The organism is Caulobacter mirabilis (genome assembly GCF_002749615.1).
In the GTDB taxonomy this organism is placed as follows: Bacteria; Pseudomonadota; Alphaproteobacteria; order Caulobacterales; family Caulobacteraceae; genus Caulobacter; species Caulobacter mirabilis.
On record NZ_CP024201.1, the window covers coordinates 3,930,103 to 3,952,302 of the forward strand.

Annotated in this window: 22 protein-coding genes, 1 pseudogene and 1 riboswitch; of the genes and pseudogenes, 15 read left to right on the top strand and 8 right to left on the bottom strand. The window is 69.3% G+C overall.

Going from position 1 to position 22,200, the window contains the following annotated elements; translation table 11 throughout:
* Positions 1–50: 50 nt before the first annotated feature.
* A complete protein-coding gene (locus CSW64_RS18550) occupies positions 51–1,727 on the bottom strand; it encodes an acyl-CoA dehydrogenase family protein (protein WP_099623490.1) in 1,677 nt (558 codons plus the stop codon).
* A 132-nt stretch (positions 1,728–1,859) separates the two neighbouring features.
* On the opposite strand from CSW64_RS18550, the gene CSW64_RS18555 reads away from it, so the two are divergent.
* The 4 genes from CSW64_RS18555 to CSW64_RS18570 are packed head-to-tail and all read left to right on the top strand — an operon-like array spanning position 1,860 to position 4,536.
* Positions 1,860–2,462, top strand: coding sequence for a YceI family protein (locus tag CSW64_RS18555; RefSeq protein ID WP_099623491.1), 603 nt, complete (start codon positions 1,860–1,862; stop codon positions 2,460–2,462).
* Between the two features lie 24 nt (positions 2,463–2,486).
* Positions 2,487–3,071, top strand: coding sequence for a cytochrome b (locus tag CSW64_RS18560; RefSeq protein ID WP_099623492.1), 585 nt, complete (start codon positions 2,487–2,489; stop codon positions 3,069–3,071).
* Positions 3,068–3,634, top strand: coding sequence for a YceI family protein (locus CSW64_RS18565; protein WP_099623493.1), 567 nt, complete (start codon positions 3,068–3,070; stop codon positions 3,632–3,634). The genes CSW64_RS18560 and CSW64_RS18565 overlap by 4 nt, the downstream gene beginning before the upstream one ends.
* Entirely contained in the window at positions 3,562–4,536 is a 975-nt protein-coding gene (locus CSW64_RS18570) for an L-threonylcarbamoyladenylate synthase (RefSeq protein ID WP_099623494.1), read from the top strand. The genes CSW64_RS18565 and CSW64_RS18570 overlap by 73 nt, the downstream gene beginning before the upstream one ends.
* Here the strand turns inward: CSW64_RS18570 and CSW64_RS18575 are convergent.
* Complete coding sequence (locus CSW64_RS18575; protein WP_099623495.1) at positions 4,524–4,919, bottom strand: type II toxin-antitoxin system VapC family toxin; 396 nt, start codon at positions 4,917–4,919, stop codon at positions 4,524–4,526. The genes CSW64_RS18570 and CSW64_RS18575 overlap by 13 nt on opposite strands.
* Positions 4,916–5,209 carry a type II toxin-antitoxin system VapB family antitoxin gene (locus CSW64_RS18580; protein ID WP_172448623.1) on the bottom strand — a complete coding sequence of 98 codons (294 nt, stop codon included), beginning with the start codon at positions 5,207–5,209 and terminating at the stop codon, positions 4,916–4,918. Before CSW64_RS18580 ends, CSW64_RS18575 begins: the two co-directional genes overlap by 4 nt.
* A gap of 69 nt (positions 5,210–5,278) precedes the next feature.
* On the opposite strand from CSW64_RS18580, the gene CSW64_RS18585 reads away from it, so the two are divergent.
* Positions 5,279–6,688, top strand: coding sequence for an FAD-binding oxidoreductase (locus tag CSW64_RS18585; protein WP_099623497.1), 1,410 nt, complete (start codon positions 5,279–5,281; stop codon positions 6,686–6,688).
* Between the two features lie 3 nt (positions 6,689–6,691).
* Here the strand turns inward: CSW64_RS18585 and CSW64_RS18590 are convergent, their stop codons facing one another.
* A complete protein-coding gene (locus CSW64_RS18590; protein ID WP_099623498.1) occupies positions 6,692–7,153 on the bottom strand; it encodes a hypothetical protein in 462 nt (153 codons plus the stop codon).
* 117 nt (positions 7,154–7,270) lie between these two features.
* Here CSW64_RS18590 and yaaA point away from each other — a divergent pair, with 117 nt between their 5' ends.
* The 6 genes and pseudogenes from yaaA (at position 7,271) to CSW64_RS18620 (ending at position 12,422) form a co-directional block, all read left to right on the top strand.
* Complete coding sequence (gene yaaA / locus CSW64_RS18595; RefSeq protein ID WP_099623499.1) at positions 7,271–8,044, top strand: peroxide stress protein YaaA; 774 nt, start codon at positions 7,271–7,273, stop codon at positions 8,042–8,044.
* Between the two features lie 90 nt (positions 8,045–8,134).
* Positions 8,135–8,926 (top strand): 3-hydroxybutyrate dehydrogenase, encoded by a 792-nt coding sequence (locus CSW64_RS18600; RefSeq protein ID WP_099623500.1) that lies wholly within the window; start codon positions 8,135–8,137, stop codon positions 8,924–8,926.
* Positions 8,923–9,966, top strand: coding sequence for a patatin-like phospholipase family protein (locus tag CSW64_RS18605; protein WP_245863765.1), 1,044 nt, complete (start codon positions 8,923–8,925; stop codon positions 9,964–9,966). The genes CSW64_RS18600 and CSW64_RS18605 overlap by 4 nt, the downstream gene beginning before the upstream one ends.
* Positions 9,963–10,400, top strand: coding sequence for an NUDIX hydrolase (locus CSW64_RS18610; protein ID WP_099623501.1), 438 nt, complete (start codon positions 9,963–9,965; stop codon positions 10,398–10,400). Before CSW64_RS18605 ends, CSW64_RS18610 begins: the two co-directional genes overlap by 4 nt.
* A 67-nt stretch (positions 10,401–10,467) precedes the next feature.
* Positions 10,468–11,235 (top strand): annotated as a pseudogene (locus tag CSW64_RS18615) (SDR family NAD(P)-dependent oxidoreductase); the annotation flags it as partial.
* A 218-nt stretch (positions 11,236–11,453) separates the two neighbouring features.
* Positions 11,454–12,422, top strand: a complete 969-nt coding sequence (locus CSW64_RS18620) for an NAD(P)H-dependent flavin oxidoreductase (RefSeq protein ID WP_099623503.1) — start codon at positions 11,454–11,456, stop codon at positions 12,420–12,422.
* 173 nt (positions 12,423–12,595) lie between these two features.
* Here the strand turns inward: CSW64_RS18620 and CSW64_RS18625 are convergent, their stop codons facing one another.
* Both CSW64_RS18625 and CSW64_RS18630 read right to left on the bottom strand, forming a co-directional pair.
* Positions 12,596–12,883, bottom strand: a complete 288-nt coding sequence (locus CSW64_RS18625; protein WP_099623504.1) for a DUF1330 domain-containing protein — start codon at positions 12,881–12,883, stop codon at positions 12,596–12,598.
* A gap of 37 nt (positions 12,884–12,920) precedes the next feature.
* Positions 12,921–13,505 carry a TetR/AcrR family transcriptional regulator gene (locus CSW64_RS18630; RefSeq protein ID WP_099623505.1) on the bottom strand — a complete coding sequence of 195 codons (585 nt, stop codon included), beginning with the start codon at positions 13,503–13,505 and terminating at the stop codon, positions 12,921–12,923.
* Positions 13,506–13,642: 137 nt separating this feature from the next.
* On the opposite strand from CSW64_RS18630, the gene CSW64_RS18635 reads away from it, so the two are divergent.
* Together CSW64_RS18635 and CSW64_RS18640 are read left to right on the top strand one after the other, a co-directional pair.
* Positions 13,643–14,389: an SDR family NAD(P)-dependent oxidoreductase gene (locus CSW64_RS18635; RefSeq protein ID WP_099623506.1), complete on the top strand. Its 747-nt coding sequence runs from the start codon at positions 13,643–13,645 to the stop codon at positions 14,387–14,389.
* 65 nt (positions 14,390–14,454) lie between these two features.
* Positions 14,455–15,696, top strand: a complete 1,242-nt coding sequence (locus CSW64_RS18640) for an MFS transporter (RefSeq protein ID WP_099623507.1) — start codon at positions 14,455–14,457, stop codon at positions 15,694–15,696.
* 13 nt (positions 15,697–15,709) lie between these two features.
* On the opposite strand, the gene CSW64_RS18645 is transcribed toward CSW64_RS18640, so the two are convergent.
* Positions 15,710–16,273 (bottom strand): TMEM165/GDT1 family protein, encoded by a 564-nt coding sequence (locus CSW64_RS18645; RefSeq protein ID WP_099623508.1) that lies wholly within the window; start codon positions 16,271–16,273, stop codon positions 15,710–15,712.
* An 18-nt stretch (positions 16,274–16,291) separates the two neighbouring features.
* A riboswitch (yybP-ykoY riboswitch) is annotated at positions 16,292–16,468 on the bottom strand.
* 332 nt (positions 16,469–16,800) lie between these two features.
* Between CSW64_RS18645 and CSW64_RS18650 the strand changes: the two genes are divergently transcribed.
* Positions 16,801–18,675, top strand: a complete 1,875-nt coding sequence (locus CSW64_RS18650; RefSeq protein WP_425430349.1) for a ribonucleoside-diphosphate reductase subunit alpha — start codon at positions 16,801–16,803, stop codon at positions 18,673–18,675.
* A gap of 139 nt (positions 18,676–18,814) precedes the next feature.
* A complete protein-coding gene (locus CSW64_RS18655) occupies positions 18,815–19,012 on the top strand; it encodes a hypothetical protein (RefSeq protein WP_099623509.1) in 198 nt (65 codons plus the stop codon).
* A gap of 94 nt (positions 19,013–19,106) precedes the next feature.
* Here CSW64_RS18655 and CSW64_RS18660 read toward each other — a convergent pair whose 3' ends face one another.
* A complete protein-coding gene (locus tag CSW64_RS18660) occupies positions 19,107–22,067 on the bottom strand; it encodes a TonB-dependent receptor plug domain-containing protein (RefSeq protein ID WP_172448624.1) in 2,961 nt (986 codons plus the stop codon).
* Positions 22,068–22,200: the final 133 nt, after the last annotated feature.

A 22,200-nucleotide genomic window follows, 5' to 3' on the forward strand; every position in this document is an offset into this window, starting at 1 on the left:
GGGCGGGGACATGTACGCTGCGCGAACATGTCCCCGAAGGCTTCAAGGCGCTACAGCGCCTCTTCCAGCACCGCCGCGCCCTGGACCACCGCCGGCACGAGCCCTGGCGCGCCCGCCAGCACCTGCTCGGCGTAGAAGCGGTCCAGGCGGGCGTAGTCCTCGCCCTCGCCGGCCATCTTCGACAGCATCCAGCCGCCGACCACGTCGCCCGCCAGCTTGAGGTAGGGCGTCGCCCCCGCCAGCGCGTCCGGCGCGCCCTTGTGGGCGATCAGCCAGTCGGTGGCCTCTTCCAGCGCCGCCACGCCGGCCAGCAGCCGCGCATTGCCCACCGCCTCGGCGCGGATCTCCGCGATCAGGCCGCGGATCGCCGCCCCGCCGGCCATCGACAGCTTTCGCCCGATCAGGTCCATGGCCTGGATGCCGTTGGTGCCTTCGTAGATCGGCAGAATGCGAGCGTCGCGATAGTGCTGGGCCGCGCCGGTCTCCTCGATGAAGCCCATGCCGCCGTGCACCTGCAGCGCCAGCGACGCGGCCTCGACGCCCATGTCGGTCGACCAGCCCTTGGCGATCGGCGTCAGAAGCTCTTCGCGCAGCTTGGCGGTCTCGCGCGCTTCCGGCGTGGCGGCGTGGCGCGACAGGTCGGCGGCGACGGCGGTGGCCAGACAGATCGCCCGCGCCGCCTGGGTTTTGGCCTTGATCAGCAGCAGGGTGCGACGCACGTCCGGATGGTCGTGGATCGGCGCGGGATTGGCCCCGGTCCAGGCCGAACGGCCCTGCTTGCGCTCGCGGGAGAATTCCAGCGCCTGCTGGTAGGCGCGCTCGGCGATGGCCACGCCCTGGGTCCCGACCTGGAGCCGCGCGGCGTTCATCATCGTGAACATGGCGGCCAGGCCGTTGTTCTCCTCCCCGACCAGCTCGGCCTTGGCCCCCTCGAACGCCATCACGCAGGTGGGCGAGGCGTGGATGCCCAGCTTGTGCTCGACCCCGACCGGCCGCACGTCGTTGCGCGCGCCGACATCGCCTCCGTCGCCGACCAGGAACTTCGAAGCCAGGAACAGCGAGATGCCGCGGCTGCCCGCCGGCGCGTCCGGCAGACGCGCCAACACCAGGTGGACGATGTTGTCCGTGGCGTCGTGGTCGCCCCAGGTGATGAAGATCTTCTGGCCCGTCAGACGATACCCCCCCTCGCCGTCCGGTTCGGCGCGAGTGGTCAGGGCGGCCAGGTCCGAACCGGCCTGCGGCTCGGTCAGGTTCATGGTCCCGGTCCATTCGCCGCTGACCAGCTTCGGCAGGTAGAGCGCCTTCTGGCGATCCGTGCCGTGGGCGGTCAGGGCCTCGATCGCACCCTGGGTCAACATCGGGCACAGGCCGAAGGCCAGACTGGCGGCCTGGATCATCTCGAACATGCCGATCTCGAGCGCCTTGGGCAGGCCCTGGCCGCCGAACTCGGGCTCCGCCGACAGGCTGTTCCAGCCGCCCAGCGCGTACTGCCGATAGGCGTCGGCGTAGCCCGGCGCCGCCGTCACCGCGCCGTTGGCGTAGGTCGCGCCGGCCAGGTCGCCCGGCCGGTTCAGCGGCGCGATGACGTCCGCCGCGAACTCGCCCGCCGCCTCCAGGATCGCCGCCGCCGTCGCTTCGTCCGCTTCCGGAAACGCCTCCCCCAACCGGTCGTAGCCCGCGGCCTTCAGGGCGGCGGCCAGATCGCGAAGCGGGGGGCGGTAGGTCATGGGGCGTCTCCTTCGTTCAGGCGTTTTAGGCCTTGGATCACCGTCTCGTGAAGAGCATGCTCTTTCACGGACTTGTGCTCGCCCTATTTGAAGCGAACCGTAACAGCACTAATCACAATAGAGGTCTGCCGCATGCTTCGCCCCGTCGCCGCCGCCCTGGCCCTGGTTCTGATTTCCACGCCCATGGCCGCTCTCGCGGCGCCGTCGACCAACCCGGCGGACATGCCGGCCGGGACCTACGTCCTCGACGGCACCCACGCCAGCCTGCTGGCCAAGGTCCGCCACCTGGGCTTCTCCAACTACACGGTCCGCTTCACGGTGAAGGACGCGACCTACAGCTGGGATCCCAAGTCGCCGCAGACCGCCCAGGTCACCGCCCTGATCGACGCCAAGTCGTTCGACACCGGCTACCCGGGCCATGACCCCAAGCTGGCCAACGAGTTCATCGCCGCCGACAAGTTCCCCGAGATCAAGTTCGTCTCGACCTCGATCCAGCAGAGCCAGGGCGGCAAGGGCAAGATGACCGGCGACCTGACGCTGCGCGGCGTGACCAAGCCGGTGACGCTGGACGTGACCTACAACGGCTATGGCGAGGTCATGGGCTCCAAGCGCTCGGGCTTCTCGGCGGCCACAACGATCAAGCGCTCGGACTTCGGCTCCGACTTCCTGAACAAGCCCGGCATGATCGGCGACGACATCGACATCGTCCTGGAGCTGGAGTTCACCAAGAAGTAGGCCTGAGCCCACCGGGAGCGCCGTATGACCCAGGCCCGTTACTCCGCCGTTGCGATCGTCCTGCACTGGACGATCGCCCTCCTGATGGTCTGGGTCGTCGGCCTGGCCTGGTACGCCGACACCCTGGAGGGGTCGGCCCGCATCGAGCCCCTGCAGCTGCACAAGCCGCTCGGCATCACCATCCTGGTGCTGACGGTCCTGCGGCTGCTGTGGCGGCTGGCCAAGAAGCCGCCGGCCCTGTCGACGCACCTGAAGCCCTGGGAACGGTTCCTGGCCCATGCGGTCCACGTGCTGTTCTACGTGGTGCTGCTGGCGCTGCCGCTCAGCGGCTGGGCGATGGTCTCGGCCAGCAAACTGATCACCGTCTTCCCGATCAACATGTTCGGGCTGTTCGAGTGGCCGGCGCTGTCGTTCCTGACCAACCTGCCCGCCGACCAGCTCAAGCCGACGCATGACGCCCTGCAGGAGGCCCACCATCTCCTGGCCAAGGTCATCATCTACGTCCTGATCCCCCTGCACATCCTGGGCGCCCTCAAGCATCAGTTCCTCGACAAGGACAACGAGCTGGCCCGGATGATCCCCTTCCTCGCCCGAAAGGACGCCGCGTGAAGACGTTCCTCCCCGCCCTGGCGATCACCGCCGCCATCGCCGCCCCCGCCTACGCCGCTCCGGCCCCCGCCTGGACCGTCGACAAGGCCGCCTCGAAGGCGACCTTCGCCTCGAGCTTCGACGGCACGGCCTTCAACGGCAGCTTCCGCACCTGGGACGCCGCGATCCGCTTCGACCCGGCCAATCTGGCCGGCTCGTCGGTCACCGCCACCTTCAACACCGCCAGCGCCGCGACCGGCGATCCCAGCCGCGACAAGGCCCTCCCGGGCGCCGACTGGTTCTCCTCGCAGGCCTTCCCGACCGCGACCTTCAAGGCCACCAGCTTCAAGTCGCTCGGCGGCAACAAGTACCAGGCGATCGGCAACCTCACGATCCGCGGCGTCACGAAACCGTTGACCCTGCCCTTCACCCTCGTCACTACCGGCGACACGGCGAAGATGACGAGCAGCATCGGCATCAACCGTCTGGCGTTCGGCGTGGGACAAGGCGAGTGGAAGACGACCGCGGTCGTGCCGGGAACGGTGACGGTCAACATCAACCTGACGGCCAAGCGAGCGAAGTAGAGCGCGCGGCCGCCGCGCTGCGCGCCGGCGGCCTGGTCATCCTGCCGACCGAGACAGTCTACGGCCTGGCGGCCGACGCGGCCAACCCGCGGGCGGTCGCCGCCGTCTACCAGGCCAAGGGCCGCCCGAGCTTCAATCCCCTCATCGCCCATGTCGCCGACGTCGAGGCCGTCCGTCGGATCGCCGTGCTGGACGAGCGCGGCGAGGCCCTGGCGGCCGCCTTCTGGCCCGGCCCGCTGACGATCGTGGCGCCGGTTCGCGACGCCGGGGCGGTCAGCGACCTGGCCCGCGCCGGCCTCGACACGGTCGCGGTCCGCGTGCCTGGACATCCGCTGTCCCGCGCCCTGCTGGCGGCCTTCGGCGGCCCCGTGGTCGCTCCCTCGGCCAACCGCTCCGGCCGGCCCAGCCCCACCACCTACGCCGACGCGATCGAGGAGACCGGCCCGGCGTCCGCGGCGGCCCTGGACGGCGGCGCCTGCCGGGTGGGCCTGGAATCCACCGTCGTCGCCCTGCTGCCCGGCGAGCCGGCGCGGCTGCTGCGACCCGGCTCCGTGACCCGCGCCCAGCTGGAAGCCGTCGTCGGCCCGCTGGCCGAGGCCGAGGCCGACGCCAAGCGCTCCCCGGGTCGCCTGGCCCTGCACTATGCGCCGGACGCGCCGGTGCGGATCAACGAGATCACGGCCGAGCCGGACGAGGCCTTCCTGGCCTTCGGTCGCAGCGACAGCCCGTTCAACCTCAGCCCGACCGGCGATCTGGCCGAGGCGGCCGCGAACCTGTTCGCCATGCTGCGCGCGGCGGACCGCACAAAGCCGTCGGCCATCGTCGTCGCGCCGATCCCGGACGAAGGCCTCGGCGAGGCCATCAACGACCGCCTCAAGCGCGCGGCCGGCTACGTCGGCTGAAGCGCCGAGCGGACGTCGGTGAGAACGAAGTCGTCGCCCTTGTAGAGCAGCGGCGCGCCGAGCTGCTTGGCCAGGGCGTAGGCGTAGCAGTCGCCCATGTTCAGGCCCGCGCGGTGCACGCCCTTGCCGTACTGGAGGTAGGCGGCCAGCGCGTGCCCCGATGTGACGGCATGGGTCTCGACGACGTTTCGATCAGCGAGCCAATCCTGGAACTGATGGGGAGAAAACACAGCTTCTCGCAGAACCAGGGCGAGGCCCGCTTCCATGATGTTCACCGACGTCGCCCATCCCTGTACGCCATCGAGAGCCGCCATCATCGCGTCGGCTTCGGGTTCATTCATCGCGATGGCGACCAGCGCGGAGGCGTCCACGACGATGGTCATGCGTCATCGATCTCGGGAATGCCTGTAGGCCAAAGCGCGTCCCACTCGGCCTTGGTGACGGGCCGGGCCGGCTGCTTGTCCAATCCGGAGATGCGCCGGAAGCGTTCGTTGGAGGCCCGCATCTGCGCAAGATTGCGGAGAGTCCGCTCCGAGGAGGCCGCGGCTGCCTGCTCGCGTTCGAGCGCCTCGCGCGCCAGCTTGTCGATCACGCCGGTGATCGTGTCCCCGCGCGCCGCGGCCAGTTCACGGACGACACGCTCGGTCTCGGGATTCTTGATGAAGATGCCCATCGACGCCTCTCGGTATATACCCGAGTATATACTCGTCATGACAGGCCGAGAAGCGTAAGCTCCGCCCCCATGACCGCTCCCGTTCCCGCCGACGTCATCTCCCGCCTCAAGGCCGTGCTCGGCGACGGCGGCTGGAGCCAGGACTCCGACCGAGTCGGGCCCAAGCTGGTCGAATGGCGCGGGCGCTGGACCGGCCAGACGCCGCTGCTCGCCCTGCCCCGGACGACGGCCGAGGTCGCCGCCGTGGTCGGCCTCTGCGCCGAGAGCGGCACGGCGATCACCCCCCAGGGCGGCAACACCGGCCTGGTCAGCGGCCAGATTCCCCAGGGTGAGATTCTGCTGTCGACCGAACGGCTGAACGCGATCCGCGACATCGACGGCTTCGACGACGTCATCGTGGCAGAGGCCGGCGTCACCCTGGCCGGAGTCCACGAGGCCGCCGCGAAGATCGACCGCCGCTTCCCGCTGGGTCTGGCGTCCGAGGGGTCAGCGACCGTGGGCGGCGTCATCTCGACGAACGCCGGCGGCACCCAGGTGCTGCGCTACGGCTCGACCCGCAACCTGGTGCTGGGCGTCGAGGCGGTGCTGCCCAACGGCGAGATCTGGAACGGGCTCAAGCGGCTGCGCAAGGACAACACCGGCTACGACCTCAAGCAGCTGCTGATCGGCGCGGAAGGCACCCTGGGCGTGATCACGGCGGCCAGCCTGAAGCTGTTCCCGGTCCTGGCCTCGCGCGCCACCGCCTTCGTCGGCCTGACCTCGCCGCGCGAGGCGATCCGGCTGCTGGCCCGTGCGAAGGCGGAGACCGGCGGCGCGGTCGAGGCCTTCGAGCTGATGGGCCGGCTGGGCGTCGCCTTCGCCCTGAAGAACATCCCCGGCCTGCGCGAGCCGCTGGAAGCCGTGCATCCCTGGTACGCCTTGATCGAGACCCAGAGCGGCGAGCCCGGCGCGGCCGAGGCGGCGATGGAGCGGCTGCTGGCCCATGCCCTGGACGACGGCCTGATCCTCGACGCCGCCATCGCCCAGACCGAAGCCCAGGCCAAGGCCTTCTGGGCCGTCCGCGAGAACCAGTCCGGCGGCCAGAAGCCCGAGGGGGCCGCCTGGAAGCACGACGTCTCGGTGCCCGTATCCCGCGTCGCCGACTTCATCGAACAGGCCTCGGCCGCTGTCCTGAAGATCGACCCCAGCCTGCGGATCGTCGCCTTCGGCCATGTCGGCGACGGCAACATCCACTACGACGTCCTGAGGGCGGACGGCGGCTCTGACCAGGCGCACAACGAGGCTCGGGACGCGGGGTCGAGGATCGTCCACGACATCGTCGCGGCGATGGACGGCTCCATCTCCGCCGAGCACGGCCTGGGCGCCGCCAAGACCGGCGACGCCTTGCGCTACAAGTCGCCGGTCGAGGTCGAGGCGTTGCGGGCGATCCGCGCCGCGCTCGATCCGAAGCGGATCATGAACCCGCGGGTCCTGTTCTAGGCGTCAGATGTCCTTCGCCCCCTCGACCGTGACGGCCGGCCGGGGCGGTTGCGGGGCGGCGGAGGGGCCGGCGAAGCCGACGTGGAAGCCCACGACCTTCCAGACCTTGGCCTTGTCCTTGGCCAGCACGGTCTCGGCCAGAACGGTGCGGGCGGGATAGGCGTAGGCGTGGACCACGGTCGCGGTCGTGCCTTCGTTCCCGGTGCTCAGATGCCAACTGCGCACGTCCGCCGAGGTCGGCGCGCCCTCCGGCAGGGCGGCCTTCACCTTGGCCAACTCAGCCATGGCCTCCGGGGTCTTGAGCTCGGCGCCCAGATCCTGGTTCCGGGCCAGGTCGGCGCCCGTCCGGATCTGATCGTAGAGCGCACGCGCCTTCCGGTCGGCGTCCTCGTCCACCTTGGGCAGCACGCAGCCGCCCAGCAGCAGGCTGCCGGCAAGGACAATCAGGGCGGTTCGGCGCAGCATCGGCGATCTCCAGGTTGGCGCGATCCTGCGCAGAGCCGTCGCGGCGGAGCAAGAGGACGCGGAGCGGCCGCCGTCATGACTCGCTTTCGTCACCGGACCACCCTATGTCCCGCCGCCATGTTGATGGTCATCTCGCCCGCCAAGGCGCTGAACTTCGCCGCCTCGACGCAGAAGCTGCCGCTCACCACGCCGGCCATGAAGGACGACATCGCCGTCCTCGACGGGGTGACGCGCAAGCTGCGCGCGGCCGACCTGCGCCGGCTGATGGACATCTCCGAGCCCCTGGCCCAGCTGAACTACGAGCGCTTCCAGGCTTTCGACCCCGCGGTCGAGGATGGACTGCAGGCGGCCATCGCCTTCAACGGCGACGTCTATTCGGGCCTGGACGCCCGCAGCCTGGATCCGAAGGCCTTCACCTGGACCCAGAACCACCTGCGTATCCTGTCGGGTCTCTACGGCCTGCTGCGGCCTGCCGACGCCATCCAGCCCTATCGCCTGGAGATGGGCACGCGACTGAAGACCAAGCGGGGCCGTAGCCTGTACGACTTCTGGGGCGACCGGATCGCCCTGGCCCTGAACGAAGCCGCCGAGGGCCACAAGGACCGGACGTTGGTGAACCTGGCGAGCCAGGAGTACTTCGGCGCCGTCGACGCCAGGGCCCTGACCCTGCCGGTGATCACCTGTCGCTTCCTCGAGGAGAAGGCGGGCGTCGCCAAGCAGATCAGCTTCTTCGCCAAGAAGGCCCGCGGGATGATGGCCCGCTACGCCATCGACAACCGCATCGACAAGGCCGCCGACCTGAAGGCCTTCGACATCGCCGGCTACGGCTTCCGCAAGGACCTGTCGTCCGAGGCCGACTGGGTGTTCCTGCGACAGCAGGCCACGGCCTAGAAACCTTTCACCGCCGGGCGAATTATACCGCTCGCGACGAGCGGCGGCCTGGTTTATGTTGCGCCGCAACATAACAAGAAAGCGCACGCCATGGATTACGGGCTCAAGGGCCAGGTGGCCATCGTCACCGGCTCGACCAGCGGCATCGGGCTCGGACTCGCCGAGGCTCTCGCCCAGCACGGCGTCAATGTCGTGATCAACGGCCTGGGCGACCGCGACGCCATCGAGGCCACCCGCGCCGGCCTGTCGGCCCGCAACGGCGTCGAGGTGCTCTACCACGACGCCGACATGACCCAGCCGCACCGCATCGCCGACATGGTCAGCTCGACCCGCAACGCCTTCGGCCGACTGGACATCCTGGTCAACAACGCCGGCGTCCAGCACGTCGCGCCGGTGGACGAGTTCCCGACCGAGTGGTGGGACCGGATCATCGGCATCAACCTGAGCTCGGCCTTCCACGCGTCCAAGGCGGCGATCCCGCCGATGCGGGCGGCCGGCCATGGCCGGATCGTCAACATCGCCTCGGCCCACGGCCTGGTCGCCTCGCCGTTCAAGAGCGCCTATGTCGCCGCCAAGCACGGCGTCATCGGCCTGACCAAGACCATCGCCCTCGAAGTCGCCCAGCAGGGCATCACCGCCAACGCCATCTGCCCCGGCTATGTGAAGACGCCGCTGGTCGAGGGACAGATCGCCGACCAGGCCAAGGCCCGCGGCATCAGCGAGGAGGCCGTGATCAAGGACGTCATCCTGGCGGCCCAGCCGACCAAGCAGTTCGTCACTGTCGAGCAGCTGGCCGGGCTGCTGCTGTACCTGGCCTCCGACGCGGGGGCGTCGGTGAACGGCGCGGCCTTGCCGGTCGACGGCGGCTGGACGGCCGCGTGAAGCCCCGCCCCATAGAGCCCAGGCCGATCAGCCTGGGGCTTCAAGGCGGCGGTTCGCACGGCGCCTTCGAATGGGGCGTCATCGATCGGCTGCTCGACGAAAAGAAGCTGGAGATCGGCGCGGTCACGGCCGCCTCCGCCGGGGCCATGAACGGCGCCTGCCTGATCAGCGGCCTGGCCGCCGGCGGCCGGCAAGGCGCCCAGGAGACCCTGGCGGCCTTCTGGCGCGGCGTCAGCAATTCCGACGGCCGCAACGGCACGGTGTTCGGCGACTCCAGCGTCTGGACCTCCATGCTGACGCCGGACTGGCTGCGCGAGACGCCGGCCTGGCGCTGGGCGGAGAGCCTGACCGGCGCCCTGAGCCCCTACGAGTTCAACCCGTTCAACCTGAACCCCCTGCGCGAGGTGCTGGAGAAGACGGTCGACTTCGAAGCGGTCCGCCGATCGCCCGTCAAGCTCTACGTCTCGGCCACCGGCGTCCGCACGGGCAAGGCCAAGATCTTCAAGGGCGAGTCCCTCACGGTCGAGCATCTGCTGGCCTCTGCCTGCCTGCCCACGCTGTTCCACGCGGTGGAGATCGACGGCGAGCCCTACTGGGACGGCGGCTATCTGGCCAACCCGCCGCTGTGGCCGCTGTTCTACGCCGACACGCCCAACGACCTGCTGATCGTCGCCCTGAACCCCTTCATCCGCGAGGACCTGCCCAAGACGCCGAGCGAGATCATGGACCGGTTGAACGAGATCACCTTCAACGCCGCCCTGTCCGCGGAGCTTCGCGCCGTCGCCTTCGTCCAGAAGCTGCTCGACGACGGACTGCTCAAGGAGAACGCCAGAGGCCGTTATCGCCGGATGTTCGTCCACGCCATCGGGGCCGACGGCCGCCTGAGCGATCTGACCATGGCGACGAAGTTCAAGACGGACTGGAGCTTTCTGACCGACCTGCGCGAGCGGGGCCGGCAGGCCGCGGACGACTGGCTGGCGAAGAACCTGAAGTCCGTCGGCGTCCAGTCCAGCGTCGACCTGAAAGCCGAGTTCCTGTGAGTACGACCGCGCCTCTCCAACGCCCGGTCCCCACCGTCGGCGTCGTCTGCCTGAAGGACGACAAGGTCCTGCTGATCAAGCGCGGCACCCCGCCTCGCCTCGGCCAATGGAGCCTGCCCGGCGGCCGCATCGAATGGGCTGAGCCGGTGACCCAGGCCGCCCTGCGGGAGCTGAAGGAGGAGACCGGCGTCGACGCCGAACTGACCGGCCTGCTCGACGTGGTCGACGGCGTCTTCACCTCGCGCGAGACCGGCGAGACGACCCGGCACTTCGTGATGATCGACTACGCGGCCCGGTGGACGGGCGGCGAGCCCGTGGCTGGCGACGACGCCGCCGAGGCGCGCTTCTTCACCCGTGAGGAGGCCATGGCGGCGGTCGAATGGGACCTGACCCGCCAGGTGATCGCCCAGGCGTTCGACCGCTTCGCCGCTTGACGGACCCCGCGTCACTCGCCTTCCTGACGTCCAAACGACTGTTTCAGACGACGGGAGAGACGACGCCATGGCCTACAAGCCTTTCGACCTGACCGGAAAGGTCTCGCTGGTGACCGGCGGCAATCGCGGCATCGGCCTGGGCATGGCCGAGGCGCTGGCCGCGTCCGGCTCGGACATCGTGATCTGGGGCTCGAACGCCGAGCGCAACCTGGAGGCCGAGGGCCAACTGACCCAACATGGCGTGCGGGTGAAGGCCCAGGTCGTCGACGTCGCAAATGAGGCGGCTGTGGTCGCGGGCATGCAGGAAGCGGTCGCGGCCATGGGCCGGGTCGACACCGTCATCGCCAACGCCGGCATCGGCGCCCTGTCGCGCTCCTTCGTCGAGATGGACACCGAGACCTACCGCCGGGTGCTGTCGGTCAACCAGGACGGCGTGTTCTGGACCTTCCGCGAAGCCTGCAAGCACATGGTCGAGCGGGCCAAGGCCGGCGACCCCGGCGGCTCGATCGTCGGCATCGCCTCGCTGGCCGCCATCGAGGGCGCCGGCCGCAACGAGGCCTACGCCGCCACCAAGGGCGCGGTGATCTCGATGATGAAGGCCGTGGCGGTCGAACACGCCCGCTACGGCGTGCGCGCCAACGCCATCCTGCCAGGCTGGATCGCCACCGACATGACCGCCGGCGCCCAGGGCAACGACGCCTTCACCGACAAGGTCATCAGCCGCGTTCCCGCCCGCCGCTGGGGCGAGCCGAAGGACTTCGGCGGCGTGGCCGTCTACCTGGCCTCGGACGCCAGCAGCTACCACTCGGGCGACACCTTCGTCGTCGACGGGGGTATGCGATTTTCTGACGTCAGGATCCTCCCCTCTTGGGGGAGGGGGACCATCCCGCAGGGATGGTGGAGGGGGTCCAACGCCGAAGGCCCTCTCCACCATGCTTCGCATGGTCCCCCTCTCCCATGGGGAGAGGCTTCAAGAACCTGACGCGGCGTCACCATTGACCCGTCCGCTCTGAGCGGCAGGATGGTCTTCAAACAAGACCCAGGAAACGCGCCATGTCCCTCCACACGCCTCTCTGCGACCTGCTCGGCGTCGAGCATCCCATCCTTCTCGCCGGCATGGGCGGGGTGTCCTACGCCGAGCTGGCGGCGGCGGTCAGCAACGCCGGCGGCTACGGCGTGCTCGGCATGGCCGGCACCCAGCCGGAGTTCATCCGCGACCAGATGCGCAAGGTCCGGTCGCTGACCGACAAGCCGTTCGGCGTCGACCTGCTGGCCGCCAGCCCCGAGAGCCTGACCGCCAGCGTCGACGTGATCATCGAGGAAGGCGCCTCGTCCTTCGTGGCCGGCCTGGGCGTGCCCATGCCGATCATGGAGAAGCTCAAGAAGGCCGGTCTGAAGGTGATGGTCGTCTGCGGGGCCGTGAAGCACGCGGTGAAGGCCGAACAGGCCGGCTGCGACGCGGTCATCTGCCAGGGCGGCGAAGGCGGCGGCCACACCGGTCTCGTCGGCACCCTGCCCCTGGTCGCCCAGGCGGTCGAGGCGGTGAAGATCCCGGTGGTCGGCGCCGGCGGCCTGTACGACGGCCGCGGCCTGGCCGCCTGCCTGGCGCTGGGCGCCCAGGGCGTCTGGATGGGGACCCGCTTCATCGCCAGCGCCGAGGCCCATGCCGGCGACATGTACCGCCAGACCATCGTCGAGGCCTCGGACGAGGACACCGTCCGCACCCGCTGCTACAGCGGCAAGCCGATGCGGGTGAAGAAGAACCCCTACGTCGAGGATTGGGAGAGCCGTCCGCAGGACATCCAGCCCTTCCCGATGCAGGCCGGCATCAGCGTCCGCAACGGGGCCCTGGGCGGCATCGGCGGCCAGATCGAGGGCCTGGACGCGGACAAGTCCTGCTTCGCCATGGGCCAGAGCGCCGGCGGCGTCCACGACGTCCTTCCGGCCGGCGAGATCGTCCGCCGCATCATGGCCGAGGCCGAAGCCTCGATCGGCCGCCTGGGCGCGCTGAAGGCGGCGTAGGGCGGATGCGCCCTGCGTCCTTCGAGACGCGGACCTGAGGGTCCGCTCCTCAGGATGACGAACTCAGTATTCGTCATGGTGAGGAGCGAGCTTCAGGCGAGCGTCTCGAACCACGCACCGCGATCGAGCGCATCGACGGGGACCCGCACCCTGCGGGAGCATGTCCCCGGCGGCTACACCCCCTGGACGATGAGCACCCGGTACGTCGCGCCCTTCAGGCGGTGCTGCAGCGCTTCCTGGTAGGCGGGGCTGTCGTACCAGGCCTTGGCCTCCTCGAAGGTCGGGAACTCCAGGATCACCGCGCCCTCGACGTCGTCGCCCTCCAGGACCTCGTGCTTTCCGTAGAAGGCGCGCGGCGTGATCTTGTGCTCGCCGCGGGCGGCCGGCGCCTTCTTGCCGTAGGTCGCGAATTCCTCGGGATCGAGGGTCTCGTCGCGGAGCATGATCACGAAGGCGGGCATCGGCGTTTCCTGGCGCTGTTGAACGCCGATGCTTCTATCAGTTCCCCGGCCAGGCCCGCAGCGCCATCTCGGCCACCTGCTGCAGGTCCCTGCGCGTGGCGCCGCCCGTCGCCTGGACGCACAGGCCGTTGTTCACCGCCACCAGGTAGCGGGCCAGCGTCAGGGGATCGAGGCCGCGCGGCAGGTCGCCCTCGTCCCGGGCCCGTTCGAACCGGGTCTTCAGCCGGCATTCCGGGTCGCGACGGCGCTCGGTCAGCTCCTCGACCACCGCCTCGCCGCCCTTGCCGCAGGTGAGCCCGCTCTGCAGGACCAGGCAGCCGGCCGGCTTCTTCGGCTCCAGCGCCAGCTCGGCCGAACCGCGCAGGTAGCGCTCGACGACCTGGCGCGAGGTCGGGGCGCTCAGGACATCATCCATGAAGTCCGCCCGCCCCTCGGCGTAGCGGTCCAGGACGGCCCGGAACAGCCCTTCCTTGTTGCCGAAGGCGCCGTAGACGCTGGGCGGGTTGATCCCCATGGCGTCGGTCAGCTCGGCCATGGACGCGCCCTCGTAGCCATGACGCCAGAAGACGTCCATCGCCTGTTCGATCGCCTGGTCCCGGTCAAAGGCGCGGGGTCTGCCCATCGCCGGATCATCCTCCGAAATAAATTTTAGCGACCATTACATAATGGCCTTGCGGACGGATATCCAGTTTCCATCTGTAGCGACCGTTACAGAACTCGCAGCGAGCGGGTCTGGACGCTCCTACGAGGATCATTTCCATGAGCAAACCGCTTTCCGGCAAGGTCGCCCTGGTCACCGGCGCGTCGCGCGGCATCGGCGCGGCGATCGCGCGCAAACTGGCCGACGACGGCGCCGACGTGGTCGTCAGCTACAGCGCCTCGCCCGACAAGGCCCAGGCCGTCGTCGCCGAGCTCCAGGCCAAGGGCGTCCGCGCCGAGGCCATCCAGGCCGACCAGGCCGACGCCGCCCAGGTCGAGCAGCTGGTGCGCACGGCCGCGGATCGCTTCGGCCGGCTGGACATCCTGGTCAACAACGCCGGCGTCTTCGTCACCGGCGCGGTCGACCAGGCCGCCAACGACCTGGACGCCTTCGAGCGCCAGTACGCCATCAACGTCAAGGCCGTGGCCACGGCGGTTCGCACCGCCGCCCCGCTGCTGCCCGACGAGGGCCGGGTCATCACCATCGGCTCGATCTGCGGCGATCGCGGCTGGGAGACCCTGGGCGACTACTCGGCCACCAAGGCCGCCGTCGCCGGCTACAGCCGCGTCTGGGCGCGAGACCTGGGCCTTCGCGGGATCACGGTCAACGTCGTCCAGCCAGGCCCGATCGACACCGACATGAATCCGGCCGACGGCGACCACGCCGAGAACCAGAAGCAGGGCGTCGCCCTCGGTCGCTACGGCCGGGCCGAGGAAGTCGCCGCCGCCGTGGCCTTCCTGGCCAGTCCGTCGGCCAGTTTCATCACCGGAACGACCCTGAACGTCGACGGCGGCGCCGTCGCCTGAACCTTGGCCCCGGCGTCACGGCGTCGGGGCCCCTTTCGTCTGTAAGCGTACCTGGAGGGATTTCCGTGACGCCGCCTGTTCAAGACGCCGCGGTCGAGACGCTCGACCGCGCATCCGCCCTTGCGCCCACGACCGAGGCCCAGCCCTGGCTGCTGGCCGTCCTGTCGATCGCCGTCGGCACCTTCGTGCTGGTCACCAGCGAGTTCCTGCCGGTCGGGCTGCTGACCGACATCGCCGCCAGCCTCAAGGTGACCGAGGGCGCCGCCGGACTGTCGGTGACCGTGCCCGGCCTGGTCGCCGCCGTGGCCGCCCCGCTGATCGCCATCGGCGCCGGTTCGCTCGACCGGCGCGCCCTGCTGCTCGGCCTGATCGCGCTGCTGGTCGGCTCGAACCTGATCTCCACCTTCGCGACCAGCCTGGAGATGCTGGTCGCCGGACGCACCCTGATGGGCGTGGCCGTCGGCGGCTTCTGGGCCATGGCCGGCGCGCTCGGCATGCGGCTGGCCGGCGAGGCCAAGGGTCCGCGCGCCGTCGCCATCATCTTCGCCGGCGTCTCGGTCGGCACCGTCTGCGGCGTCCCCGCCGGCTCCCTGATCGGCGAGCTGGCCGGCTGGCGCGCCGCCTTCGGAATCGCCGCCGGCGTCGCCGTCCTCGCCCTGGTCGCCCAGCTGATCTTCCTGCCGCCGATGCCGCAGAACCAGAAGACCACCGCCCGCAACCTGATCGCGCCCTTCGCCGTGCCCAAGGCCCGTTTGGGCCTGCTGGCGGCGCTGTTCCTGGCCGGCGGCCACTTCGCCTCCTACACCTACGTCCAGCCGTTCCTGCAGCAGGTCTCGCACATGAACGCCGGCCAGATCACCGGCCTGCTGCTGCTGTTCGGCGCCGGCGGCCTGGTCGGCAACTTCCTGGGCGGGCTGGCGCTGGAGAAGAGCGTCCGCGCCACCAAGGTCGTCATGGCCCTCTCGATGGGTTCGGCCGTGCTGGGGCTGGCGGCGTTCGGCGGCGACCAGCTGGCGGCCTCGATCGCGATCGCCTTCTGGGGCCTGGCCTTCGGCGCCATGCCGATCTGCATCCAGACCTGGATGTTCAAGGCCGCGCCCGAGGCCATGGAGACCAGCGGCGCGCTGCTGGTGACCACCTTCCAGGTCGCCCTGGCGTCGGGGGCCCTGCTGGGCGGCCTGCTGGTCGACCATGTGGGCGTGACCCAGGCCATGATCGTGGGCGGCTCCGCCTCCCTGTTCACGGCCTTCCTGATCTGGACGTTCGGGGGCGACCGGAAGGTCCCGGCCAGGCCCCCTCACGAGTAGGCGCAGACCTCGCTTAGCCGGCGATCAGGATCCAGACCCCGATCGCCGCGAAGCAGGCCGCGGCCGCCCAGCGGATGTACTTCAGCGGCAGGCGCTGGGCCGCCGCCTCGCCGATGAACACCGCCGGGGCGTTGGCCAGCATCATCCCGAAGGTGGTGCCGGCGGTGACCAGCAGGATCTGCTCGAAGCGCGCCGCCAGAGCAGCCGTGGCCACCTGGGTCTTGTCGCCCATCTCCACGAGGAAGAAGGCCACCAGCGTGGTCAGGAAGACCGAGCCGGCCTTCATCGTGCTGGGCGCCTCGCTGTCCTCGAACTTGTCGGGGATCAGGGCCCAGCCGGCGAAGCCGATGAACAGCACGCCCAGCACCCACTTCATCCACGGCCCCTGCAGGAACTCGCCGGCCAGGGCGCCGACCGTGGCGGCGAGGGCGTGGTTGGCCAGGGTGGCGGCCAGGATGCCGGCCAGGATCGGCCAGGGCTTTCGGAATCGCGCGGCGAGAACGATGGCCAGCAGCATCGTCTTGTCGCCGATCTCCGCGATGGCCACGAGGCCGGTGGAGACGAGGAAGGCTTCCATGAGAATCACACGTCGCGCGGGGCCGAGCAGATGGACCTATGGCGTCTCGCGCCCTCGGCCCCGCAGGCCGCGCGCGATAGCCAAAGGTCTCGCCAGGTCCTTTCGGACTGGACACGCCATGGGGATAAGATCCCCAAGTCTGTTGACGCGTCCGCTGCTGATGGGCGCAGCCGGCTACTCCCCAGTGACGGATGGTCTATTAGGGGTCCATCGCGCCGCTGGCAACTGCGGTCGGCCCGAGGTTTTGGAATCCGTCGGTTCGCGTATCGGGCGAGCGATCTGTTCACACTGCCGCGACCTGGCGTCGCGGCTCGCGATGCAACCCTTTGACCCCGTTCGGGTTGTTCGCACTGTTAACAGGTTGCTAACGAAAAAAGTCGCCCGACGGACGTTCTGGCCGTTGACGAGTCATTAGCCGTCATGGCCCCATATAGTGGGTTCAGGGGGCGCAACGCCCACTACATCTAGGGGCCAGCAGGCGGGAACGTCGCCTGCGAACTCCATGATCAGTCACGGATTTTAAGGTCATGATGGGCGACGCGGCGCGGCAAATTCCCCTCGGTGAAGCGGCAGGAGACGCCGCCTGGACCGGTGGGGATCGACCCCAGCTGGCTCTGGTTCAGAAGGTCGAGGTCGACCGTTCGCGCGATGCGCTGCTGACCGACTTTGGCAAGACGACGCTCGAGGATCGCTACCTGCTGCCGGGCGAGTCCTACCAGGACATGTTCGCGCGCGTCGCCACGGCCTTCGCCGACGACGCCGAGCACGCCCAGCGCGTCTACGACTACATGAGCCGCCTGTGGTTCATGCCGGCGACCCCGGTGCTGTCGAACGGCGGCGCCGACCGCGGCCTGCCGATCAGCTGCTTCCTGAACGCCGTCGGCGACTCGCTGAACGGCATCGTCGACACCTGGAATGAGAACGTCTGGCTCGCGGCCAACGGCGGCGGCATCGGCACCTACTGGGGCGGCGTCCGGTCGATCGGCGAGAAGGTCAAGGGCGCCGGCCAGACCAGCGGCATCATCCCCTTCATCCGCGTGATGGACAGCCTGACGCTGGCGATCAGCCAGGGCAGCCTGCGCCGCGGCTCGGCGGCGGTGTACCTCGACATCCACCACCCTGAGATCGAAGAGTTCCTCGAGATCCGCAAGCCGTCGGGCGACTTCAACCGCAAGTCCCTGAACCTGCACCACGGCATCTCGATCACCGACGAGTTCATGTTCGCCGTCCGCGACGGCGAGAAGTTCGGCCTGCGCTCGCCCAAGACCGGCGAAGTCCTGCGCGAGGTCGACGCCCGCGCCCTGTGGCAGAAGGTCCTGGAGCTGCGCCTGCAGACCGGCGAGCCCTACCTGATCTTCTCCGATCACGTGAACAAGGCGATGCCGGCGCACCAGCGCGACCTCGGCCTCAAGGTCCGCCAGTCGAACCTGTGCAGCGAGATCATGTTGCACACCGGCACGGACCACCTGGGCAGGGAGCGGACCGCGGTCTGCTGCCTGTCGTCGGTCAACGCCGAGACCTTCCTGGAGTGGCGCGACGAGCCCCGCTTCATCGAGGACGTCATGCGCTTCCTCGACAACGTGCTGGAGGACTTCATCCAGCGCGCGCCGGTCGACGCCAAGGCCGCCGTCTATGCCGCCCAGCGCGAGCGTTCGGTCGGCCTGGGCCTGATGGGCTTCCACAGCTTCCTGCAGGCGCAGAACGTCCCGTTCGAGAGCGCCCTGGCCAAGAGCTGGAACATGCGGCTCTTCAAGCACCTGCGCCGTGAAGCCGACAAGGCGTCGGTCAAGCTGGCCGAGGAGAAGGGCCCCTGCCCCGACGCCGCCGACCGCGGCGTGATGGAGCGCTTCTCGCACAAGCTGGCCATCGCCCCGACCGCCTCGATCTCGATCATCTGCGGCGGCACCTCGGCGGGCATCGAGCCGATCCCGGCCAATATCTACACCCACAAGACCCTGTCGGGCTCGTTCGCGGTGCGGAACCCCTACCTGGAGGCCCTGCTCGAGGAGAAGGGTCGGAACACCCCGGCGGTCTGGGACAGCATCCTGGAGAACGAGGGCTCGGTGCAGCACCTCGACTTCCTCAGCCAGGACGACAAGGACGTCTACAAGACGGCGTTCGAGATCGACCAACGCTGGGTCATCGAACTGGCCGCCGACCGCACGCCGGACATCTGCCAGAGCCAGTCGGTCAACGTCTTCCTGCCGGGCGACGTCGACAAGTGGGACCTGCACATGCTGCACTGGCAGGCCTGGGAGCGGGGCATGAAGAGCCTCTACTATCTGCGCTCCAAGTCGGTGCAGCGCGCCGCGCACGCCGGCGCCGAGACCGCCTCGAACGACGTGGTCGACATGGCCTCGGCCGCCAAGACCGACTACGAGGAATGCCTCGCCTGCCAGTAGGCGGAGCAACAAACGGCAAAGGGGCCCCGGAGCGATCCGGGGCCTTTTCGTTTGCCGGCTTTCCTTCATGGCGGCCCGGCGGCTATGGAACGACGCCCGCCGCGGGCCATTGAGCAAGACAGCAGCCTAGGAAGCCTTCATGCGTCGCCACGCCCTCATCGCCCTGGTCCTCGCCGTCGCCCCGCTCGCCGCCTGCGGCAAGGCCGAGCCCGTCGACGCCGACCTGCAGGCGAAGCAGGAGGCCGCCGCCCGCGACGCCGACAAGGTCCCGGTCCCGCCCGAGCAGGAGAAGGCGACGAGCGAACAGCTCAAGAAGGACCTGGAATCCTGGAAGTAGGCCATAGGGGACATGCTCCAGCGGAGCCGGTGCGTGTCCCCTTACTGGCCGTATGATCGGGGACACGCACCTTCGGAGCATGCCCCCCAGCAACCTAGAACTTCACCCCGACCCCGGCGAACCAACGCCGGCCGAGGATGTCGTAGGTGCTCGGGTCGGTGTTGGAGTTGCTGTAGCTGGTGTAGTAGGGCGGCGTCTCGTCGGTCAGGTTGTTGACGCCCAGCCGGACGGTGATCCTGGCCGGGGCTTCGAACGCCCAGCTGCCCATCACGTCGAACAGGTCGTAGTTGGGCGTGTCCAGCGCGGTCGGGCTGAACACCGGGATGCTGCGAGCGTCCTGCATGCCGTCCAGATGACGCCACCGCGCCGTCAGCTTGGCCGGACCGACCGCCCAGGTCGCCGAGGCCACCGACTTCCACTCCGGGAAGGCTCCGCCGCTCAGGTCGCCGCCGATGCTGCCGGCGTAGTCGACGAAGGCCGCGCCCGGGCGGTTCTGGCGCTCGTAGCTGTCGAGCTTGCTGACCACCAGGTTGATGTCGAGCTTGCCGGCGCCGTCCGGAAGACCGAGCTCCGGCAGGTCGACGCCCCAGTCCAGCTGGAAGTCGTAGCCGGTGGTCTTGATGGCCGCGAGGTTGATCTGGTTCAGCTGCACCCGGGTGATGCCGCCGGCCGGCAGACGGTCGAACAGCTGGCAGTAGAAGTTGTTCGGATCGAAGTTGGGGTTGCTGCCGTCGGCGTTGAAGCAGGCCGGCACGATCACCGAGACGCCCAGGGTCCCGACCGCGTCCTCCACCTCGATGTTGTAGTAGTCCAGCGACAGGCTGAGACGCCGCAGCAGCGCCGCGTCGAACTGCGGCGCCCACACCAGACCCAGGGTCCAGCTGTTGGCGGTCTCTTCGCGAAGGTCCGGATTGCCGCCGCCGAGGATCTCGACCTGGGTCGAGGGCTGGGTGAAGGGGGTCGTGACGCCCTGGGCCTGGCAGAGCGCCAGCACCTTGGTCGCGTTCGGGCCGGTGCGGAACGAGGAACGGTCGTCGCAGGGGTCGCCGGCGGTCGTGCCCGCGCCCGGCGTGCCGATGCCGCTGAAACCCAACGAAACCGGCGAGTACAGCTCGGCCACGTTCGGGGCGCGGACCGCCTTCTGGGCGCCGCCGCGAACCAGCAGACGGTCGACCGGACTCCAGGTGAAGTCCGCCTTCCAGGCGCTGGTCTGGCCGATGGTGTTGTAGTTGGCGATCCGGCCGCCGAGGTTGATGTCCAGGCTCTTGGCGAAGGGCAGGTCGGCCAGCACCGGGATCAGGAACTCGGCGTAGAATTCGCGCGAGTTGATCTCGCCGGTCACCGGAACGGCCGGGTTGAAGCCGACGATGTCCGGCCCCTGCAGCAGGGCGTCGGGCTTGTAGTCGAAGCGGTCGTTGCGCGCCTGGGCGCCGATGGAGGCCTTCAGCGGGCCGGCGGGCAGTTCATAGACCGTGCCGGTGACGTAGCCCTCGGCGATGGTCTGCTCGATGGTCGTGGTGTTGCTGACGTCGCGCGAGATGAACTTGGCGCAGCCGGGGCTGATCTTGCCGGCGCCGAAGATGTTGAACCCGCCGCAGAGCGCCACGCCGCCGTCGGCCGCGAAGGTCAGCTGCCGCATCGCCGCCCGGCTGACGTTCCCGAACTGCTTTTCGTCGTGATTCATCTCGCCGTAGGAGACGTAGAAGTCCCACCGCCAGTCGTTGCCGCCGCCGAAGTCGCCGCGCAGACCCGCGACGAGCTGGAGCGTCTCGTAGGTGTTCTCCGACAGGCGGCCGCCGACCTCGTTGAACGCGCGGCGGGGATAGAAGTCCGCGCCCGGCGTCGGACGCGAGGCCAGCAGGGTGCGCAGGTCGGCCGGGATGTAGGGATTGGTCACCGGCATGACGATGTCCGGTCCCGGGAAGGCCCCATCGGAGGCCGAGGCCGGGCCGAGCTGCCGCGAGACGTCGTAGGTCGTGTACGAGGCGGTCCCGTAGGCCTCGATGCTCTCGTTGAGATCGTAATGGCCCTGGGCGAACAGCGAGTAGCGTTCCAGCGGCAGGCTCAGATAGCGGTAGTCGGCGCTGTTGAAGGTGTAGTTGGCCGCGGAGAAGCCGGGCGTCTGCTGACCGCGGTAGTTGCGGACCGGAGCCGTGGTGAACAGCGTGCCGTCGGCGTTGAAGCTGATGGTGCTGTTGCGAGCCACCGTCCCCGGGGCGACGCCGTAGCCGCCGAACACCAGATCCAGGGCCGCCTGGGTAGGCAGGTTCGCGGCGCCGGCGGCGTTGGAGGTCGGATCGTAGCGCCCGTCCGGGATGGTCGCGGCGCCCGAGGGCGTCAGGCCGGTGTTCAGGATGCTGTAGCCGATGGCCGCCCAGTCGCGGTCCGACGCGAACAAGCCCTCGCGCTTGTCGTAGGTCAGGGCCACCGACAGGTTCCCGCGCCCGTCGTTGATATCCAGCCCCCCGGCGATGGCCAGGCTGGTCTGGCCGCCGTCGCCGGCGCTGGTCTGCCCGTACTGGGCGTCGGCCTGGAAGCCTTCGAAGTCGCGCTTGAGCTTGATGTTGACCACCCCGGCGATGGCGTCCGAGCCATAGACCGCCGAGGCCCCGCCGGTGATCGTCTCGACCGAGTCGACCAGGAAGGTCGGCACCGTGTTCAGGTCGACCACGCCGTTGGGGTTGCCGGCGACCACGCGGCGGCCGTCGACCAGGACCAGGGTCCGCACCGGCGTCAGGCCGCGAAGGTTGGCGTAGGACTGGCCGGGCGTCGTCACGAAGTTGGTGGTGTTGGTCCCCGCGCCGTTGGACGCCGTGAACTGCGGCAGCTGGTTGAGCGTGTTCTCGATCGTGGTCATCCCGACCGCGGCGATCTGGTCCTGGCCGACGGTGACGATCGGGCTCTCGGAGACGTAGTCCTTGCGGGCGATGCGCGAGCCGGTGACGACGACTTCGGAGACCTGGGCCTCCTGGGCCAGGGCCGGAAGGGCCTGCAGGCTGACGGCGCTCGCCAGGGCGCTGGCGCACAGGAGGATGGACCGGTTTGCGGCGCTCATGGGAATGTCCCCCCTCGGACAAATCGGACTGAACAGACCCATCACCCTGCGGTCGATTTTCCCGCCTGGCTAGAGTCTTCGCGGGACCGTCCACAAGGATCGCGCGCGACAGTCGTCGAACGTGGCGCTATGG

Bases quoted from the DNA above. Each gene is read 5' to 3' on its own strand.
- CSW64_RS18655 (WP_099623509.1), top strand. From the start codon at position 18,815: ATGCGTCGCCACGCCCTCATCGCCCTGGTCCTCGCCGTCGCCCCGCTC.
- CSW64_RS18585 (WP_099623497.1), top strand. From the start codon at position 5,279: ATGACCGCTCCCGTTCCCGCCGACGTCATCTCCCGCCTCAAGGCCGTG.
- CSW64_RS18550 (WP_099623490.1), bottom strand. From the start codon at position 1,727: ATGACCTACCGCCCCCCGCTTCGCGATCTGGCCGCCGCCCTGAAGGCC.
- CSW64_RS18575 (WP_099623495.1), bottom strand. From the start codon at position 4,919: ATGACCATCGTCGTGGACGCCTCCGCGCTGGTCGCCATCGCGATGAAT.
- CSW64_RS18635 (WP_099623506.1), top strand. From the start codon at position 13,643: ATGAGCAAACCGCTTTCCGGCAAGGTCGCCCTGGTCACCGGCGCGTCG.
- CSW64_RS18600 (WP_099623500.1), top strand. From the start codon at position 8,135: ATGGATTACGGGCTCAAGGGCCAGGTGGCCATCGTCACCGGCTCGACC.
- CSW64_RS18560 (WP_099623492.1), top strand. From the start codon at position 2,487: ATGACCCAGGCCCGTTACTCCGCCGTTGCGATCGTCCTGCACTGGACG.
- yaaA (WP_099623499.1), top strand. From the start codon at position 7,271: ATGTTGATGGTCATCTCGCCCGCCAAGGCGCTGAACTTCGCCGCCTCG.
- CSW64_RS18620 (WP_099623503.1), top strand. From the start codon at position 11,454: ATGTCCCTCCACACGCCTCTCTGCGACCTGCTCGGCGTCGAGCATCCC.
- CSW64_RS18580 (WP_172448623.1), bottom strand. From the start codon at position 5,209: ATGGGCATCTTCATCAAGAATCCCGAGACCGAGCGTGTCGTCCGTGAA.
- CSW64_RS18555 (WP_099623491.1), top strand. From the start codon at position 1,860: ATGCTTCGCCCCGTCGCCGCCGCCCTGGCCCTGGTTCTGATTTCCACG.
- CSW64_RS18650 (WP_425430349.1), top strand. From the start codon at position 16,801: ATGATGGGCGACGCGGCGCGGCAAATTCCCCTCGGTGAAGCGGCAGGA.
- CSW64_RS18645 (WP_099623508.1), bottom strand. From the start codon at position 16,273: ATGGAAGCCTTCCTCGTCTCCACCGGCCTCGTGGCCATCGCGGAGATC.
- CSW64_RS18630 (WP_099623505.1), bottom strand. From the start codon at position 13,505: ATGGGCAGACCCCGCGCCTTTGACCGGGACCAGGCGATCGAACAGGCG.
- CSW64_RS18660 (WP_172448624.1), bottom strand. From the start codon at position 22,067: ATGAGCGCCGCAAACCGGTCCATCCTCCTGTGCGCCAGCGCCCTGGCG.
- CSW64_RS18590 (WP_099623498.1), bottom strand. From the start codon at position 7,153: ATGCTGCGCCGAACCGCCCTGATTGTCCTTGCCGGCAGCCTGCTGCTG.
- CSW64_RS18625 (WP_099623504.1), bottom strand. From the start codon at position 12,883: ATGCCCGCCTTCGTGATCATGCTCCGCGACGAGACCCTCGATCCCGAG.